An 18,907-nucleotide genomic window follows, 5' to 3' on the forward strand; every position below is an offset into this window, starting at 1 on the left:
TCACTGGTCACTGGTCACTGTTTACTGTTTACTGGTCACTGTTTTATGATTCTATTTTCAAGTTGGTTGCATTGGTTTATGGTACTGACATTTACTTCACTGGTAAATGTTGTTCCCTTCTCTGGTGATATTCTTAATTCAAATAACAACACTTATGGGTTTGAAAATGCGATTGCACAAGCCCCTGATATTGTTCTCATCCACGATATTCAAGGTGCAAGTCACACCTCTAAATTAGTAGATAAAACAGTAACCGATGTCCCTGGGGTGGTAACACTGGTGCTGGATTCGGGTTCCGGTCGCGGGTTTTATATGCAAGATCCAAATCCAGACGATGATGATGCAACCTCAGAAGGTATTTTTGTTTTTTTAGGTAAATCCGAGATTCCCAATCCTGAAGTTGGTCAATCGGTAGCAGTCACGGGAAGAGTTACTGAATTTCGACCAGGAAACAATGCCAATAATTTGACAACAACTCAAATTACTGCCAACGTAGAGGGTGGTGCAGTTCAAATAATCGATTCTTTGGGAACTATTACTCCCACTGTTATCGGTACGGGAGGTCGCATTCCACCCAATACTGCAATTAACGATGATTTTACAGCCAGCGATCGCGGTAATGTAGAAACAGAGGGTGATTTTGAACCAGCATCAGAGGGTATAGACTTTTATGAAAGTCTAGAGAGTATGTTAGTTCAAATTAACAATCCCTTAGCAGTTAGTCCGACAAATGAATTTGGAGAAATTTGGGTACTTTCAGACAACGGGTCTAATTCAACGAGACGCACGGTTCGCGGTGGAAGTCGTATTTCACCGAAAGATTTCAATCCCGAACGCATTCAAATTGATGACGCACCAGCCATCTCTGGTAAGTCTCCTGAAGTTAATGTCGGCGCAACTTTAGGCACAATTACAGGGATCGTTGATTACAATTTCAACAGCTATGAAATTCTGCCGTTTTCTATCACTGTTAATTCTCAGAGTTCTTTAACTAAGGAAAAAACCAATCTTATACCAGAAGGGAACAATCTAACCGTTGCAACTTTTAATGTTGAGAACCTTGATGCCAAACTAGAGGATATCAACAAGGTTAACAAACAGCAAAAAAGTAACGTTGATGACGATTTGGGCAATGGTAAATTTGCCGCACTCGCTGATCGCATTGTAACCAATTTGCGTTCTCCAGATATTATTGCCCTAGAAGAAATTCAAGACAACACAGGAGCAGAAATCGATGATGGAGTGGTAGATGCAGACCGAACCTACCAAGAGTTAATTAATGCGATCGCATCTTCAGGCGGTCCTACATACGATTATCGCCAAATCAACCCTGTTGAAGGACAGGATGGAGGTCAACCTGGTGGTAATATTCGGGTTGGTTTTTTGTTTAACCCCAATCGAGTGCAATTTGTAGATCGTGCTGGAGGTGGCTCGACGACCAACACGACGGTAAAAAAAGTCAACGATCAACCAGAACTATCCGCCAGTCCTGGAAGAATTAATCCGACTAACCCAGCTTTCGATGACAGTCGTAAGTCTTTGGTAGGCGAGTTTATCTTTCAAGGACAAAAACTGTTTGCGATCGCCAATCACTGGAACTCAAAAGGTGGAGACCAACCCCTGTACGGTCCCAATCAGCCCCCAGTCCTAACAGCAGAAACCCAGCGCCGTCAACAAGCGCAAGTTATCAATGATTTTGTAGACAGTATTTTGGCGGTAGATCCCAAAGCTAATGTAGTGGTTTTGGGAGATTTGAATGATTTTGAGTTTTCCGAACCACTCAATATCTTAAAAGGAAAACCTAGTGGTCGAGGTAGCGCGGTGTTGAGAAGTTTAATAGAAACTTTACCCGCCAACGAGCGTTACGCTTATAATTTCCAAGGTAATGCTCAAGTCTTAGACCACATCTTAGTTAGCCAAAATCTCTTTAAGAAATTAAAGGGTTACGATGTCGTCCACATCAATTCTGAGTTTGTCGAGCAAGATAGCGATCATGACCCCAGTGTCGCTCAATTTGATTTACCAGTGACCAGTGACCAGTGACCAGTGACCAATGACCAATCCAAAATCTAAAATCTAAAATCCAAAATCATGGTAACCACAAACACAATTCGCTTTTCTCAATTCAATGCTTCCTTGAACCGTGGTGCAGAGGGTAAGTTAATTCAGGATTTATCTACCTCCGAAAATGCACAAGCAAAGTCCGTTGCAGAAATTATTCAACGCACGAACCCAGATGTACTGCTGATTAATGAGTTTGACTATTATGAGCCAGACCCGTATAAAGCGGTAGAACTTTTTCAAAAAAATTACCTTTCAGTCAGTCAAAATGGTGCAAATCCGACTGAATACTGCTACGCCTACATTGCACCCTCCAACACTGGTATCGCATCTGGATTTGACTTAAACAATAATGGTACAGCCGTCACAACTCCTGGGACACCAGGTTACGGTGATGATGCTTTTGGTTTTGGTGAGTTTCCCGGTCAGTATGGGATGTTAGTGCTGTCAAAGTACCCTATTGATACTGAAAATCTGCGGACTTTCCAAACATTCTTGTGGAAAGATATGCCAGGGTCGTTGCTTTCCACAATTGCTCTTCCTGATTCTAATACGCTTTGGTATTCACCAGAAGAACAAGAGGTCTTGCGTCTTTCTTCTAAGAGTCATTGGGATGTTCCGATCCTAGTGAATGGCGAGACTATTCACGCTTTAGTCAGCCATCCTACACCGCCTACATTTGACGGACTTGAAGACCGTAACGGTAAGCGCAACTATGACGAGATTCGCTTCTGGGCAGATTATATTACACCCGGAAAAGGCGACTATATATATGATGATGCAGGGAACAAAGGTGGTCTTGATACTGGGTCACGCTTTGTGATTATGGGTGACCAAAATGCAGACCCCTTTGATGGCGACAGTTACGACAACGCTATCCGACAACTGTTACTCAATCCCGGTATCAATACGAATTTTATCCCTTCCAGCCTTGGTGGTTCTCAACAAGCAATATTACAAGGTGGGGCAAATTTAACTCATCAAGGGAATCCTGCTTTTGACACTGCGGACTTTGCTGATACAGCCCCAGGAAACTTGCGGGTAGACTATGTACTACCATCTGCTGATTTGCAAATTAGCAATTCATCTGTGTTTTGGCCTCTCAATACAGACCCTCTGTTCCGACTGGTAGGCACATTCAATCCAACTTTACCTGGTGGATATCCCAGTTCCGATCATAAATTAATTTGGGCAGACTTGCAAATTCCACCAACAGAAGCCGGGAAAACTGTTCCCGAAGCGGACTTTTTGGGACAAACAGTATTTCCTACTGGCTTTATTCCCGGTGGTGCAGCTGGAATAACTGCACTGGGTGGACTGTCTGGGATCGCCTATGATGCTGCAAATGATGTCTTTTATGCTGTCTCTGACGATCGCTCTCAATTTGCGCCTGCCCGATTTTACACCTTAGAAACCCGGTTTCTTCAAGAAACCGGGTTTCTGGAAAGTGCAACTTTTACCAATGTTATTACCCTAAAAGATGCCAACGGTCAAGAGTTCGCACTGAATAGCTTAGATCCAGAAGGAATTGCGCTGACCAACAAAGGAACAGTTTTTATTTCCTCAGAGGGAGAAGCAAATATCAGTGCAGGTCGAGTGACCAATCCCTTTATCAATGAATTCTCCCTCACCACGGGACAGCAAATACGTTCTTTACCCGTACCAACGAAGTTCTTACCAGTTGTTCAAGATACCAACGGTAGTGGTGCTGTGGATACAGGAGATACTCAGGTATCTGGTATTCGCAATAATTTAGCGTTTGAAAGTTTAACGATCGCACCCGACCAAAAATTCCTGTACACTGCAACTGAAGGTTCTTTGTTCCAGGATGGTCCTATTGCCAGTCTTAATGGGGGAAGTCGTTCTCGAATTCTCCAATACAACTTGGTTTCAGGTCAACCAGAAAAAGAATACCTCTACATCACCGATCCAATTCCTACACCACCAAACCCAGCAACAGGTTTTGCTGACAATGGGTTGGTAGATTTGTTAGCGATCGATAACCGAGGGACTTTACTCTCGTTGGAACGTTCCTTCGCTGAAGGTGTTGGCAATACAATCAAAATCTACGAAGTCAGTTTGCAAGGTGCAACTGACATCAAGTACTATGATTCTCTCAACACTTTAAGTACTGGAGAGTTAACAGCAATTCAACCTGTTGAGAAACGCCTGGTGTTGGATCTCAACTCACTCAAATTGCCCAACGGTACAGATAATATTGAAGGAATCTCCTTTGGACCTAAACTAGCAGATGGTCGTCAGTCCATTGTGTTGGTGAGCGACAACAACTTCAACCAAACGCAATTTACCCAAATCATCGCTTTAGGTGCAGACTTAGTTCCCACCGCAGCACCCACAGTCGAAACCCGTCCCGATCTCTTTGATGACCCCACATTACCACGCGACCAACAGGCTGATGCAGATGACCCTGCTATCTACGTAAATTCCGCAAATCCAGAACAAAGTCTGGTATTGACGGTGGTTAAAAATGCTGGTTTGCGAGTTTATGATTTATCGGGTAGTTTGTTGGAAGAAGTTAATCCAGGTAATATTCGTTACAACAATATTGACCTGCAATATGGATTTAGCTTAGGCGGTCATCCTGTCGATATTGCCGTAGCAACAGACCGCAATAACGACAAACTGGCAATTTTCAAAATCAATTCCCAACCTAATGCTTCTGGTAAATACCTAGAAGATATTACTGACAGTAGTTTTAACACTCTGTTTCAATCATCACCCTACGAACCTCCTTACTCCCCCTCAGAACGAAGTGCTTACGGAGTCGCTTTATACCGCAGCCCGGTGACAAACGATTACTATGTCTTCACCAATCGTAGAGAAACCGGAGATGTTGCACAGTTAAAGCTGGTAGATAAAGGTAATGGTAAGATTGGCACTGAGTTAGTGCGGAATTTCACCGTACCTACAACAGCAGGACGCGATCCGCAACTTGAGGGCATGGTAGCAGACCAAGAACTCGGCTACCTTTATATTGGACAAGAAGATGTGGGTATTTGGAAGTACCAAGCAGAACCAAATAGTAACACAACGGGTGTGTTGATTGACAAAGTTAAAGATTTGGGTGGTAAATATTTAGAAGATGATGTCGAAGGGTTAACTATTTACTACGGCAATCAAGGTACTGGTTACTTGTTAACATCCAGTCAGGGTGATAACACTTTTGTTGCTTATACTCGTGAGGGGAACAACGACTTTTTGGGACGCTTTGCTGTTGGTAACAATGGATCCATTGACAGCGTGCAAGAATCGGATGGTGCAGATGTGATTAATGTACCTTTAGGTCCTAACTTCCCTTATGGTGTGTTCGTGACCCAAGATGGGAATAATTTACCTGCACGTTTAGTTGAGGATGATGGGGAGTTTGAGAATGTCAACACTAACTTTAAGTTAGTCCCTTGGGAAAATATTGCCTATGCTTTCCCAACTCCTTTGGGACTGGATACAACTAGCTACGATCCTCGCAATCCCAGTCCTTACTACTTGTTTGATTCTAACAGCACCATTATCAGTGACCAGTGACCAGTGACCAAATAATCTTGTGGAACGGGCGGGACGCCCGTTCCACGAGAGCATAGTGTGGTTCATTTATCTGAAAACTGCTGTATAAATGACCTCTTCAAGAAACCACTATGCTCAATGATATGGAACAGTGGTATTGGGCGGGAAAACTTCCTGACGTTAAGTAGATCGTCACAAATAAAGCTAACTGTCAGGATCGTCATTTGTTATTTGTCATTAGTCAAAAGTAAGGGTTTCAGCGTATTTACATATCTTTACATAGTTCGGTTTTTTCCCACCTACCTACTTATGTAAGACATATTTCCTGAGATTAACATTTTTCATAAAGTTTTAAGGTTGACTCAATGAAAGTTTACTAAAATTGTTACGTTTTGAAGTTTAATTTTAAAGCTGACGCTGCAAATATATCATTCTCCATAGCAGCAATAGTTTCTTCTATTCTGGCTTGCAACTCAGCATTACGATGAGCAAATTTTCGGAAAGATCTTTTAAATTTGCTACTGATAACCAATCTATACATCGGCTGCACTTGGGTTATTAAGATATTGCCGTAATTCTTGAATTGCTTCGGTAGCAGTCTGGACTTTGAGCCTACCTGCTTGGAATTCAGCAATGGAAGTTGCTGCATCTGACGCAATTTCATCTCGCCGACTCTCAATAATTCGATTAGTGAGAATTTGTACCAGCATTTCTTGTTGCTCTAAAGGAAGCTCCATTGCCGCATCTAAAACTCTATCTAGGTTACTCAATTGCTTCATCCTCTTAATTATTGATGGTAATATATAAGCTTACAAGTCTTACCTGATTGCTTTTTTAGCTTTATCGAACTCACGTTAAATTATCGCACTAAATCAAAGGTGTTGGCGGGATAATAGACTTTACCATCCCTATTTAGACTGCTGATTCATCATCTCTTTGCCACAGGGTGCTGAGGGTATTGCGTGCGATCGCAAAGCATAACGCCCTTAAGGCTGGTTATAATAGGTAATGTTCGCTCTACAGTAATTGGGCGCAATCTTTATGACACAAGCTGCTCCTAAACTCCTGACTATCGATGATTTCATCGCTCGGTATGGAGATAACGAGCGTTATGAATTGATTGATGGGGAACTCATTGACATGGAACCAACTGGACCGCACGAAGAGGTAGCTGCTTTTGTCCTGCGAAAAGTTAATGTCGAGATAGATCGGTTGAGTGTCCCCTGGTTTACACCCGCCCGTTGTTTAATCAAACCTCTGGGAACTTCAACTGCTTTCCGTCCTGACGTAGTGGTACTTGACAAAGCTGCGATCGCGTCAGAACCCTTATGGCAGAATGAGCCTATTATCACCTTGGGAACTTCCATCAAACTTGTTGTAGAAGTCGTCAGCACTAACTGGCAAAATGACTACGCACGAAAAGTTGAGGACTACAGCGCTTCGAGGTATTCCAGAATACTGGATTGTGGATTACTTGGGCTTAGGGGGTCGAGATTATATTGGTAATCCAAAGCAACCGACGATATCGATTTATCAGTTATCAGCTAGTGGGAATCACTACCAGAAGCCTGCTCAATTTCGGGGTAGCGATGCTGCAAAGCAGCCGCTACGCGAACGCATTATCTCCCCCACATTCAACTCATTACAGCTAACGGCGGAACAGATATTTGCTACTGGCGCTCTCAACAATATGTAGATGAAGATATGAGCAGTTGTTCAAAGAAATTTTGGGGGATTCATACTGTGCAATACTCGAGAGTTGTATGTCAGTACTTATGAATTAGATGGCCAAAACACCCATTGATTTATACCGCAGAGGCAGCGCCAATTCTCCTAAAATGGATAATGTACGACCTGACCTAGATGTCGCTGTGTATGAGTATAATAATGAAACTTGGGTTATGGAAACTTTAGTCGGACAATCACCTGGAGGAATTTCAACGTTTGCTAATTCAGGAAAAGGAAAAAACTGGTGGAAATTAGACGCGGATACAGAAATTCCTCCTGAGCTAGAGTTGATTAATGACCACGGCAATCATTGGTTGTGGAAACCACGTCAAGCTATGCCAATATCCAAGTATAAAATTGCTTTGCAACTAATTGGTGAATCTTTTTACAAAGTGAGTTAGTTTTTTATGAATTTATCATTTAAAGATAAAAAATTCATTATTGAAGCTCTTAATCATCTTCAGTCCGAGTATAACAAACGGCTAGCTGAAATCGAAGACCAAGAAGAATATGAAGATGAAGCTTCTGAGTTGGAAAATGATATTCTATTTCTAGAATCGCTGGTTCTAGAATTAGATAAAACTTTAAATGAGAACAAAACATATTCGTTACTAACATCATCTAAGATACTTTCCAAAAAGGAAAAACCAACATATGATGAGAATTTAGTACGTTTAGTTCTTCAATTATCTATTAATGAACGGTTATTATTAGTAGAGGCAATTTCCGAATCTATTCGCCACGATAATAGCCTTAAGGCTAGTTAAAAATTGTGTATTCCATCGCTATCCATATCAAAGGTGTTTGTATCCACAGACACACCCACCGACACCGCACCAGTGAAATGAACCATACGCCTATAATCTTTGCGGGATGATTTTATTTTCTCTGTCAGTTGAAAAACTTAATTCTTGGCGCTCTTGGCGTCTTGGCGGTTCATTCTTCATCCCCATTTTATGCAACGCCCAAATAAATGAACCACACTATGCTCTTGTGGTACGGGCGTCCCGCCCGTGTATTAGAGAGGGCGGGCGAGGAAGCCCACCCTAGAGTCAAGTAGTCTATTAACCTGAAAATTGCTGTAACTACATGGATGTTGGGCCGCGATCTATGTAAACCCGACGTAGAGGAAATGGTACTTTCCATGCTCCTTTGTTTTTATCCCCGTGAGGGGAAGAGAAATGTAAACAAAAATCTCCTAGAAAAAAATGAAAAAGGACAACTATGAGTTTCCGTCCCCGTGAGGGGAAGAGAAATGTAAACGACGTGTGGACCGTGACAGAAAAGGTCGAGGAACAGTTTCCGTCCCCGTGAGGGGAAGAGAAATGTAAACAACTTATCTGAGTTACCAGATTTCTCTAGAGTAAATTTCTGTTTCCGTCCCCGTGAGGGGAAGAGAAATGTAAACTTCTTGGACAATAGATAAAACAACGAAAGGGTTATACATTTGTTTCCGTCCCCGTGAGGGGAAGAGAAATGTAAACTAACAACCCCTACCCATGTTACTTATAAAGACGAAAAATGTTTCCGTCCCCGTGAGGGGAAGAGAAATGTAAACTGGCTCCACCGCTTCCTCTCATCGAGGAACCTTGACCCGATTGTTTCCGTCCCCGTGAGGGGAAGAGAAATGTAAACTCTTCTACTGGTGCTACTGAAACCTACTTTGAGACTGACAGTTTCCGTCCCCGTGAGGGGAAGAGAAATGTAAACACTTGCAGTCTATTGATGATGTTGTTACTGGCTTCTTTAGCTTTTGTTTCCGTCCCCGTGAGGGGAAGAGAAATGTAAACTTGAAGGTCAAAAAATTGACCTGCGGTATCAAGACGGTTTCCGTCCCCGTGAGGGGAAGAGAAATGTAAACACTTTTTCTTCCGTCATTGATGACACTCTTTCCGAGTTTCCGTCCCCGTGAGGGGAAGAGAAATGTAAACCCTACCCTTCTAGACTCCTTACCAGGATTGACTTTGAAGGTGCTATTTTCGCGGGGGTCTAGTTGCTATGTCAATAAGCTTGACTTTATTGACAAAAACTGGTTAAGACAACCGCTTTAAATCCTTAGAGTATAAGGCTTTCGCGGGGGTGAACGAAATCACAAGGGTTTCAACTATCGCTAGACCCCCGCGAAAAATCTAAGTGTTGAAAGTCAAAAGCAACACTTTTACTTTCATTTGGAAACTTAATATTGAGTTGTCAAGGTTCTGTTGAGGTTTGGCTTTAATTTTTAATAGTATAACAAATTACTTCTCACTTTTCAACACCCACCTTGCTAACTTCGCGAATATTCCATCGACTTACATATTTTTTATCTAAAAAATATCGGGATACCCAAAACTAGACACTGGTTACTGGTCACTGATTGGTCTCTCCCTGACAAATCCATGCTCCCCAGTAAAGTGGATGTTCAAGTGGGGTATCTTCTTCTTTGGTTTGTTGTGACAATTTGTTAACGCTTAAGAGTTCTTCCAACACTTCTATACCCAAGCTAGACTGACGCAATTCCTTGACTGTCAGCTTGCGGATGTAATTCTGGGCGTTCTGTAATGCTTCTGCACGATTCATACTATGCTGTAAGTTGTCGAAGAAACGCTCCATCAGCAAAGCAGTTGCGGTGTCAGGAACTTTCCACAGACTCATCACTAATGTCTTCGCTCCTGCGACAGCAAAAGCACGACGCAATCCAAATACGCCTTCACCAATTTTAATGTCTCCTCTGCCAGTATCGCAGGCGGATAACACAGTGAGTTCGTTCCCCCACAAGTCTAAACTGGCAATGTCTTGGGCTAGGACAAATCCTTTACCTGCTTCACGGGGTAACGTACCACCAGAGAGCCAAGTATTAGCTCCTGCGAGAGCAACCCCGGATCGCATCATGGGGTTTTTGACTGTTGACAGCGCAAAATGCTCGAATTCTTGATTCCCTACCTTGGGTGGTTCTTGCTGTATGTCTGGTAAGAACAAACCGTGAGTGGCGATGAGCATGATTTTGGGACATTCTTGGGTGGTTAAGTGTGTTTCAAGTGCTTCTGTTCCTACATATAACCGTACATCTTTGAGCTTTTTGGCGACACTTTCACCAAGAAATCTTGTCCCGTGAGCGCGGGACAAAAGGTTACCATCAAGAGTGTTGATAAATTCTTCGTTTGAGGATTGTTGTGAAGCGATCGCAGTTTTAACTTGCGTGCTTTGTGAGCTTTTCCCCACTTCCCATCTTGTTGGCTCGCTTGCTAAATCAAAATCTGGATCGGCTATGATTATAGATGTATTCGCAGTTCTTGTTGTCTGAACTCTAGAGCGGAGAATTTCGCGTCCAACTCCTAAATACGAGACAGTGTATTCATCCATAAGAAGATGTGTACCCGTCTCATCAAGTGGTAATATTTGAAACGGCACTAAGTTGATGTTTCCATCTGGTGCGAAAATCAAATGTTTGTAGCCTCTGACTCCCTTAAGGATTGGCTGAAAAAGTCTTTGACTGAGTTGGATAGCTGTTGTGGAAGCAGATGGTGTAATTTGGGACTTAGGTAGAGGAGCGGTTTTTTTCCACGCCAGTGTTTCTTTGGTAGAATCGGATACCTGTGAATGAAAGACTTGAATAAGGTTATCAATGGGTTGTACTTCTCCTAAATCGATGGTTTGCACTGCATCCGGTTGCCCAGATGGTAGAATGAATGCCAAATAACGGGGAGCATGCCATTGTTTATCTCCCTTAGCCCTGACTGCATGAAAATCGAAAACATCGAAGCGGACAAATTCAATTAAAATCGAGTCAGTTGGTAATGCCTCAGCTACCGCAAAACGGTTAGGAAGTTGCTCGGAGAGTTGAATTTCTGGGACTTCAGATGCGAGTTGCTTTTGTAGGTTATTGTGTTGCGCTTCAAGTTGCGCTAACTGTTCTTGATACGCAGTGAAATCGTTGAAGAGAGAAGCAGAGAAAGTTAGGTTGACTAACTGCGCGTTCAACTCACCCAGTTGACGAAACTTGTCTTGAAGATGAGGATAGCGATCGCTATACAAGGCTTGGTTTTGGGCGGCGAGGGAAGCAGTTGTGAGAGCTTTGCGTTTCAACACAAAGTCCAATGCTTGTTGCTTGGCGCTATCTGAGTCCAATAGATGCTTGTAAATTAAAGAGAGAAACAAATCAAAATTGCCTCGAAGTTTCTCAATCAACGCGAAACGGTCATTATCGGAACTGAAGGCAAACACTCGACTAATTAACTTATCATTAATATAACTTGCTTGGATACGGTAAGACAAAGCTTCAGTAGGGCGATCGCTAGCTGTTAATATAGTTGCAAGATGATTCAAACTTCTTGCAACATCTGGATGTTCTTCGCCTAGTAGCCGTTTCCTCAGTTCCAAAGCTTCTGAGTATTTCCGTTCTGCTTCAAAGTAGCACCCTAGCGAAAAGTCTATTTTTGCCAAATTATTTAAACTGCGAGCCACATCAGGATGCTCTTCTCCTAATAAAGATTTTCTAATCTTTAACACTTCTGTATACATCTGTTCGGCTGACAAATAGCGCCCTTGAGAGGTATAAATAGCCGCTAAACCATTCATACTGCTTGCGACTTGTGGATGTCGCTCTCCAAACACGCCTTTGATAATTGCCAAAGTTTCTAAGAATAATGACTCGGCTTGAGAATATTTAAACTGCTCTGCGTATAATACTGCTAAGCTGTTGAGACTCGCAGCCACATCAGGATGCTTTTCTCCTAGAAATTTTTTGCTCATGGCTAATGCTGTTAGGTGCATTTGCTCGGATTGAATATATCTTCCTTGCAAACGATAAACTTCTGCTATATCGTTAAATATCTCCGCAATATAAGGATGTTCCTCTCCTAGCGATATTTTTCTAATTTCTAAAACCTCCAAATATTTTTGTTCGGCTTCCGAGTAACGTCCTTGATGTTGATAAAGCTTTCCTAGATTGTTTAAATAATCGGCGTAATCAGGGTGCTGTTTACCTAGTAATCGTTCGCACATTGATAATGCGTCTAAATGCATTTGCTCTGCTTGGATATAACGCCCTTGATGTAAGTAGAGCACTGCGAGATTATTTAAATTCTCTGCAATATTGGGATGTTCTGAAGTCAACAGACGTTTCCTCATAGAATAGGCTGCTAGATAATTTTGCTCTGCTTCTGGGTAACGCCCTTGTATAAGATAAATTTCTGCTAAATTACTCAAGCTAGCTGCAACTTCAGGATGCTCGTCTCCAAAGACGCTTTTTCTCATTGCCAAAGCTGCCATGAATTTTTGTTCTGCTTCCAAATAGCGTCCCCGATCTTTGTAATTTCCTGCTATATTATTTAAAGTTGATGCAATATAGGAATGCTCATCACCTAGCAATTTTTTCAATATTGCCAAGGCTTGCAGATAGTTTTCTTCTGCTTGGAAGTAACGTCCTTGTGAATCATACAAAACTGCTAAATTATTTAAGCTGGTAGCTACATCATGATGTTCTGAACCCTGGAGATATTTTATTCTCTCTATGGCTTCTAAATACTTATTTTCTGCATCTTGATAACGTCCCTGAGACTTATAAAGTGTAGCGAGATTGTTTAATGTACGCCAGATATCTTGAACTTCATATTCATTTTCACGCTCGTTTTGTATTTTGATAATTTGTAAATAGATATTTTCTGATTCTTGATAACGCCCTTGTTCTCGATAAACTTCTGCTAGATTATTAAGAACAATTAAAACTTGAGGATGTTCATCTTCTAGCAAACGCTTACAAAGATTTAAGACAGTTAAGAAATATTGTTCGGATTGAGAATAATATCCTTTTGATAAATAAAGTGCTCCTAGATTGTTAAGAGATTGTGCGACATATATATGCTCTTCTCCAAATAATGTTTTTCTCGTATTTAAGGCTTGTTGATATAAAGGTTCTGCTTCTGAATAACGCCCTTGTATGCGATATAATTCTGCTAGATTATTTATGCTGTCGCAATAAACGGAATGTTCGGTAGTTTGTGTATTTTGTGCTAACATGACTGCTTGCTTCGCAACAATGACTGCTTGCTTTATGTCACCTTGTCCACAGAGTTGTACAACTTGCGCGTTCAGAATGTTTAAGTGCTCAATTATGTGTGTCATAAGAGGATGTTTTAACAGTTTTGGACGAATAGAATTCGCTACTATACAAACGCTCATCCCTCCGTTGTATCACCCGCCGTGTGATTACGAACACCGCCAAAGCAAGTATGAATTAAAACTTGACAAATATCTTCTCAACCATATTCAATTTGATACAAGAACAAATATCCGTAAGGGCATTATAGCTGTAGACTTAGCAAGGTGGGTACTATTATGATAAAAAACGAGCAACAGTATCATATTACCAAAGAGTGGTTACAAAAATTTGAACAGTCGGTAGCAGGAATTGATAATGATGAGAGTTTGAAAGCAGACGCGCTAAGATGGCAGCTATATAGGGATGCGTACCAAAGCCAAGTTGACGATTTTAAGGCAGAAATTGCCGAATATGAAAGATTGACTAATTGCGAGCGAAACCACCCTATAAAAATTCAAGTTGAAAACTTCAATAAACTGCCAGATGTGTTAATAAAAGCTCGTATAGCTGCGAAAATGAGCCAGAAAGAACTAGCTGATATCTTAGGTATCTCTGAACAACGAATCAAAGAGTGCGAAGAGCAAGATTATCAATGCGCTAGTTTTCTAGAAATCCTAGATATCAGTGAAGCATTAGGTGTAGCATTTAAAAATGCTTCTGTACAAGTTGATTTTGAAGAAATCGAAGAATTTAAGAAAGTCGCCGATAAATGGCGTAAACGGCAACAAGAAAAGAAAAATATTACAAGCTCAACTTTATTCAACGAGAGTAATCTCGAAACCAATACTACTCGGATAAGCGGAAATTAGAACCCCGGTAACTCCTGCGAAACCGGGGTTCTGACACCTCAATTCTCGTTAACCAAATAGTATTGATCTCGAAACAGCTTGAGCATAAAAATAGTCGTTTCAAAATCCTACTCCCTTCTCGCTATAAGATTACCGATCTGCTTTTCCTCTTTCTTGGCGCTCTTTGCGTCTTTGCGGTTCATTTAAATAGGTAATCTTCGGGCGGAAAGGGAGTAATGTTAGCAAACGCGATAGCATATCAACCAATAATGGTCGAGTTGTTAGCCATTTTTGCCAACATGAATGGGGATATCGTATTCCTGACCGTTCAATTTTCTCTTACCAAATATTGATTGACAGTGTTGAGAAGATATCTTGCGAAGAAATATTTGTATAAAAAATTATTCTGTAATCATATATTGTGTATACAAAACCTGGTACTCTCCTGTCTGATTAATATATTCTAATAATCGGCTTAAATGACTTGCTTCTAGTTGCAAAGGGTTATCGCTTTCTTGAGGTAGCCAATCTAAACCGGGCATTGTTTTAGTTACAACTGCCAAAATTTCCTCTTGACCTGGAGTCCCTTCAATTGGGAAAGCTCTCATGGAGGAACCTTCTTGGGGCAAAATGGTTTTACCTGCATTTAGGTAGGGTTGGGAAGCAAAACATGATGGACAAAAACACCACACTTCTCCAGATGTATCTTTTTGTAGAAGCAATAAATAACCGGGGTTATCAAAATTAACTTCAAATTGAATACAGTTACCCACACGTACAGATTTTTCATAAGGATTCGGAGTTTGCCAGTTCCAACCTAATGTTTTTTCTTTTACCAAGACGACTCCCATTTTTTCCGTAGGTGAGCCAAGAGTTTGAAGTTGCTGCCACAATTTATCTAGGGGTGTTAGGTTTTCGGTTTCTTCTTCTACAGATTGTGCAACAATATCTTGCCAGTCTAGGTCAAGAAATTTGCAAATTTCTTCAAACTTGGTGCGGTAGATTGGTTTTCCAGTAAAAAAATTATTGACTGTTGAGTAAGCAAACCCTATTTTCTCTGCAAAAATCTTTTGATTAAAATTTTGGCGAGCTAAGGCGGCTTTAGCGCGACTGATTCCTTCTGGGGATGCAATAATTGAGCGCTGATTCATAGCCTGTCGTAAAAACCCAACTACATCAACTCATACACGAAGTCATATATCTAAGTCAAGAACTCGTATACGTACTCATATACGTGCCTGCAACAATTAAATTTAAGGGCAATACAAATTTTCTCACTTTTTTATGATGTTCACTCTTGAACAAATGACTTCTGCATGGCTTCTTGTCCGTGCAGGAACTAAAAGTGCAGGTGTCGATGGGATCGATGTTGACTTATTTGCATCTGCTGTTAATGACCAGTTACGCATTCTTTTGCGTCAACTACAACAAGAATCTTACTGCGCTAGCCCTGCTAAAGGATTTTATCTCGCTAAAAGCAGTGGTGGTAAGCGTTTGGTTGGTATTCCTACCGTGCGGGATAGAATTGTGCAACGTTTGCTACTGGAGGAACTGTATTTTCCATTAGAAGATACGTTTCTTGATTGCAGCTACGCCTATCGTCCCGGACGAAATATACAGCAAGCAGTACAGCATTTATATTCATACTACCACTTGCGACCAAAGTGGATTATTAAGGCTGACATTGCTGAGTTTTTTGACAGTTTGTCTTGGGCTTTACTGTTAACTGCTTTGGAAAAATTACCGCTTGAACCAATTGTAGTTCAATTACTGGAAGGGCAACTGCGATCGGGAATTGTCATCAATGGCAAACCGATTTACCCAGGTAAAGGAGTGCTGCAAGGTGGTGTTTTATCTGGAGCATTAGCAAATCTATACCTGAATGAATTTGACAAAAAATGCCTTCATCAGGGGATAAATCTAGTCCGGTACGGAGATGATTTTGCAATTGCTTGTAGCAATTGGCGAGAAGCGACTCGTACCCTGGATAAAGTGGCTGCTTGGTTGGGTGAATTGTATTTAAATCTTCAACCAGAAAAAACCCAGATTTTTGCTCCTGATGACGAATTTACCTTTCTTGGGTATCGCTTTGCTAAAGGCGAAGTTTACGCACCACCCCCACCAGTCATCACTCGTGAAGGGGAATGGGTGACAAACGAATCAGGTTTACCTTATTTTCGTCCTAAGAAACGACCTGTAAAATTTGTTTCCCGTCCTCCAAAAGCTTGCAGTACCGACAAGCCTATCAAATTTCCTTCAGCACCAATTTCTCATCTTTGGCAGGAGTCTATGTCTACATTATACGTAACCGATCAAGGCGCTTATCTAAGTGTAAAAAATCAGCAGTTTCAAGTATTCTATCAGGGCGAATTACGGATTAAACTTCCGGTCAGCAGGGTCAGTAATGTTGTGTTATTTGGTTGTTGCAATGTATCCCATGGTGCGGTGAGTATGGCGTTGCATCGACGGATTCCAATCATGTATTTGTCTCAGAAGGGAAGATATTTTGGCAGGTTACAAGTAGAGGGTGATGCAAAAGTTGAATACTTGATGCGACAGGTTGAGTGCTGTCAAAACCCTGATTTTACACGCCGTCAAGCTGAAGCAATAGTTAGAGCCAAGTTGCATAACTCACGAATCTTGCTCATGCGGTTAAACCGTCGTCGTAAATCTCAAGATGTAGATGAAACAGTTATCAAGACGGCGGCTCACGATTTAGAGGTTTTGATGAGTAAATTACCTTTTGCAGAGAATATGGATATGCTGCGGGGATATGAAGGAAAGGCGGCGACAATTTATTTTCAAGCACTGGGAAGTTTATTTTCTGGTTCGTTTAAATTTGAAAAGCGCACTAAGCGTCCGCCCACTGACCCAATTAATAGTATGTTCAGTTTGGGCTACACTCTGTTAAGTCAAAATGTTTTTTCTTTCGTTCAAACAATAGGATTGCATACCCACTTTGGCAATCTTCACGTTCCAAGAGACAATCATCCAGCGCTGGTTAGCGATCTTGTTGAGGAGTGGAGGGCGTCAGTTGATTCTCTAGTGGCTTATTTGGTAAATTCTCAAATTTTCACGATTGATGATTTTACGTTACCCGATGAACGAGGTGGGGTGTATTTTCAACCACACGCCCTGAAAAAGTTTCTCAAGCATTGGGAAGAAAAATTGCAATCAGAGTTGACACACCCTCATACCGGACAAAAAGTGGTCTTTCGTCGTGCGATCGAGTTACAGGTACGCGAGTACATCTCCTGTTTGAAGGGAGAAGTGGAAGTTTACCGTCCCATGGTTTGGGAAAAGTAATCAGTGACCAGTTTTGAAATTTAGATTCCCGACTTCTTCAAGAAGTCGGGAATCTAGCCTACTGAATTTATCTGATAGGAGAGTAAAATTTATATTAAGTTGACAAATCGTGCTTTAAAAATGAAGAGTAATTTGTTATACTTCAAAAAACGGAACCTTGACAGTTTAATAAAAGAAACTTCCAAACAAAAAATGTCCCGAATTTTTCTGTGGGATTAAGTGTCTTGCCCGTTGTTCATTGAGATAGCGATCGCGATGCTTGTTCCATAAGAAGGGAAAATTTGTCTTTTGCAATTCCCCTAAAGTTTCCAATTGAAAGCTAAGGTATCACTTTTTGCTTTCCACACGCAAGCTTTTCGCGGGGGTATGGCGATCGCTGGAACGTTGATAATTTCGTTGACCCCCGCGAAAGGTCTGTAGTGTAAGAGTTTGAGATGGGTGTGGAGATGAGTTATTGACACTAAAACACGCCTGTTGACAGTAAAACTACACCCCCCGCGAAAATGGCATCTTCAAACCCAATTGTAGTAAGGGTTCCATCAGGGTAGGGTTTTAATTCTTCTTCCCCTCACGGGGACGGAAACTTCGTCCGACGAACTGGAACAGTCGTCGGAAAGAGTGGTTTTAATTCTTCTTCCCCTCACGGGGACGGAAACTTTAGCCGTCGTCTCTTATTCCGTCGTCGGAACGAGGTTTTAATTCTTCTTCCCCTCACGGGGACGGAAACCAGGCACCAAGTAATGTGAGGTATTTTACCGTCTTTGCGGTTTTAATTCTTCTTCCCCTCACGGGGACGGAAACGTTAGATCTGGTGTCGTTACTTACACCAGTTTTGGGTTTTAATTCTTCTTCCCCTCACGGGGACGGAAACTTTAATTGGCTCAAGATCAAGATTTTTGATAATCTGTTTTAATTCTTCTTCCCCTCACGGGGACGGAAACTATTATCTGTGCTGGTAAAGCTACCAGCCGACACTTGTTTTAATTCTTCTTCCCCTCACGGGGACGGAAACCTGTATCTGTAGGTATATCCTTCGCCTGTCCTTGTTTTAATTCTTCTTCCCCTCACGGGGACGGAAACTTAAAAAATGTAGACCCTAGAGTTTTTAGCCAGCGTCTAACGTTTTAATTCTTCTTCCCCTCACGGGGACGGAAACTGCGTGGATGCTCCACTCAGAGTTTTGTAAAGCTGTCCAGTTTTAATTCTTCTTCCCCTCACGGGGACGGAAACTCCAACTACTCTCATCGTAAGCTTTACTAGTAATTCGAGGTTTTAATTCTTCTTCCCCTCACGGGGACGGAAACTTTTTTGATTGGCCAATAGGTTTTTGCTTTCGCAATTGTTTTAATTCTTCTTCCCCTCACGGGGACGGAAACGATCGTCGGAGTACTCCTTGGTCTCACGGGGAACTGAGTTTTAATTC

General features: G+C 41.6%; 9 protein-coding genes, 1 pseudogene and 2 CRISPR repeat arrays (1 of these 12 running past the window's edge). Of the genes and pseudogenes, 7 read left to right on the top strand and 3 right to left on the bottom strand.

Features of this window, described 5'->3' with window-relative positions; all coding sequences use genetic code 11:
- The first annotated feature begins 45 nt into the window (after window positions 1-45).
- Window positions 46-2,043 (top strand): endonuclease/exonuclease/phosphatase family protein, encoded by a 1,998-nt coding sequence (locus WA1_RS01915; RefSeq protein ID WP_017741206.1) that lies wholly within the window; start codon window positions 46-48, stop codon window positions 2,041-2,043.
- Between the two features lie 48 nt (window positions 2,044-2,091).
- Window positions 2,092-5,604 (top strand): phytase, encoded by a 3,513-nt coding sequence (locus WA1_RS01920; protein ID WP_017741207.1) that lies wholly within the window; start codon window positions 2,092-2,094, stop codon window positions 5,602-5,604.
- A gap of 512 nt (window positions 5,605-6,116) precedes the next feature.
- Here WA1_RS01920 and WA1_RS01925 read toward each other — a convergent pair.
- Window positions 6,117-6,362 carry a hypothetical protein gene (locus WA1_RS01925; RefSeq protein ID WP_017741209.1) on the bottom strand — a complete coding sequence of 82 codons (246 nt, stop codon included), beginning with the start codon at window positions 6,360-6,362 and terminating at the stop codon, window positions 6,117-6,119.
- A gap of 262 nt (window positions 6,363-6,624) precedes the next feature.
- Between WA1_RS01925 and WA1_RS01930 the strand changes: the two are divergent.
- From WA1_RS01930 to WA1_RS01940, 3 genes and pseudogenes are all read left to right on the top strand, one after another.
- A pseudogene (locus WA1_RS01930) lies at window positions 6,625-7,279 on the top strand (Uma2 family endonuclease).
- Window positions 7,280-7,367: 88 nt separating this feature from the next.
- A complete protein-coding gene (locus tag WA1_RS01935; RefSeq protein ID WP_017741210.1) occupies window positions 7,368-7,712 on the top strand; it encodes a Tse2 family ADP-ribosyltransferase toxin in 345 nt (114 codons plus the stop codon).
- Window positions 7,713-7,718: 6 nt separating this feature from the next.
- Window positions 7,719-8,078: a hypothetical protein gene (locus WA1_RS01940; RefSeq protein ID WP_017741211.1), complete on the top strand. Its 360-nt coding sequence runs from the start codon at window positions 7,719-7,721 to the stop codon at window positions 8,076-8,078.
- Between the two features lie 387 nt (window positions 8,079-8,465).
- Window positions 8,466-9,242: direct repeats of the CRISPR family, unit length 35 nt; unit sequence GTTTCCGTCCCCGTGAGGGGAAGAGAAATGTAAAC.
- A 418-nt stretch (window positions 9,243-9,660) separates the two neighbouring features.
- Here the strand turns inward: WA1_RS01940 and WA1_RS01945 are convergent.
- Complete coding sequence (locus WA1_RS01945; RefSeq protein ID WP_066613329.1) at window positions 9,661-13,413, bottom strand: CHAT domain-containing tetratricopeptide repeat protein; 3,753 nt, start codon at window positions 13,411-13,413, stop codon at window positions 9,661-9,663.
- Window positions 13,414-13,626: 213 nt separating this feature from the next.
- Here WA1_RS01945 and WA1_RS01950 point away from each other — a divergent pair, with 213 nt between their 5' ends.
- Window positions 13,627-14,199, top strand: a complete 573-nt coding sequence (locus WA1_RS01950) for a helix-turn-helix domain-containing protein (RefSeq protein WP_017741213.1) — start codon at window positions 13,627-13,629, stop codon at window positions 14,197-14,199.
- A gap of 380 nt (window positions 14,200-14,579) precedes the next feature.
- Here WA1_RS01950 and WA1_RS01955 read toward each other — a convergent pair whose 3' ends face one another.
- Window positions 14,580-15,329, bottom strand: coding sequence for a DUF4384 domain-containing protein (locus tag WA1_RS01955; RefSeq protein WP_017741214.1), 750 nt, complete (start codon window positions 15,327-15,329; stop codon window positions 14,580-14,582).
- A gap of 136 nt (window positions 15,330-15,465) precedes the next feature.
- On the opposite strand from WA1_RS01955, the gene cas1 reads away from it, so the two are divergent.
- Window positions 15,466-17,484 (top strand): CRISPR-associated endonuclease Cas1, encoded by a 2,019-nt coding sequence (cas1, locus tag WA1_RS01960; RefSeq protein ID WP_017741215.1) that lies wholly within the window; start codon window positions 15,466-15,468, stop codon window positions 17,482-17,484.
- Between the two features lie 549 nt (window positions 17,485-18,033).
- Window positions 18,034-18,907: direct repeats of the CRISPR family, unit length 36 nt; unit sequence GTTTTAATTCTTCTTCCCCTCACGGGGACGGAAACT (it continues 99 nt past the right edge of the window).

Source organism: Scytonema hofmannii PCC 7110 (assembly GCF_000346485.2).
Classification (GTDB): Bacteria; Cyanobacteriota; Cyanobacteriia; order Cyanobacteriales; family Nostocaceae; genus Scytonema; species Scytonema hofmannii.

Coding starts and splice junctions, on each gene's coding strand:
- WA1_RS01915 (WP_017741206.1), top strand. CDS start 46: ATGATTCTATTTTCAAGTTGGTTGCATTGGTTTATGGTACTGACATTT.
- WA1_RS01935 (WP_017741210.1), top strand. CDS start 7,368: ATGGCCAAAACACCCATTGATTTATACCGCAGAGGCAGCGCCAATTCT.
- WA1_RS01925 (WP_017741209.1), bottom strand. CDS start 6,362: ATGAAGCAATTGAGTAACCTAGATAGAGTTTTAGATGCGGCAATGGAG.
- WA1_RS01955 (WP_017741214.1), bottom strand. CDS start 15,329: ATGAATCAGCGCTCAATTATTGCATCCCCAGAAGGAATCAGTCGCGCT.
- WA1_RS01920 (WP_017741207.1), top strand. CDS start 2,092: ATGGTAACCACAAACACAATTCGCTTTTCTCAATTCAATGCTTCCTTG.
- WA1_RS01945 (WP_066613329.1), bottom strand. CDS start 13,413: ATGACACACATAATTGAGCACTTAAACATTCTGAACGCGCAAGTTGTA.
- cas1 (WP_017741215.1), top strand. CDS start 15,466: ATGTTCACTCTTGAACAAATGACTTCTGCATGGCTTCTTGTCCGTGCA.
- WA1_RS01950 (WP_017741213.1), top strand. CDS start 13,627: ATGATAAAAAACGAGCAACAGTATCATATTACCAAAGAGTGGTTACAA.
- WA1_RS01940 (WP_017741211.1), top strand. CDS start 7,719: ATGAATTTATCATTTAAAGATAAAAAATTCATTATTGAAGCTCTTAAT.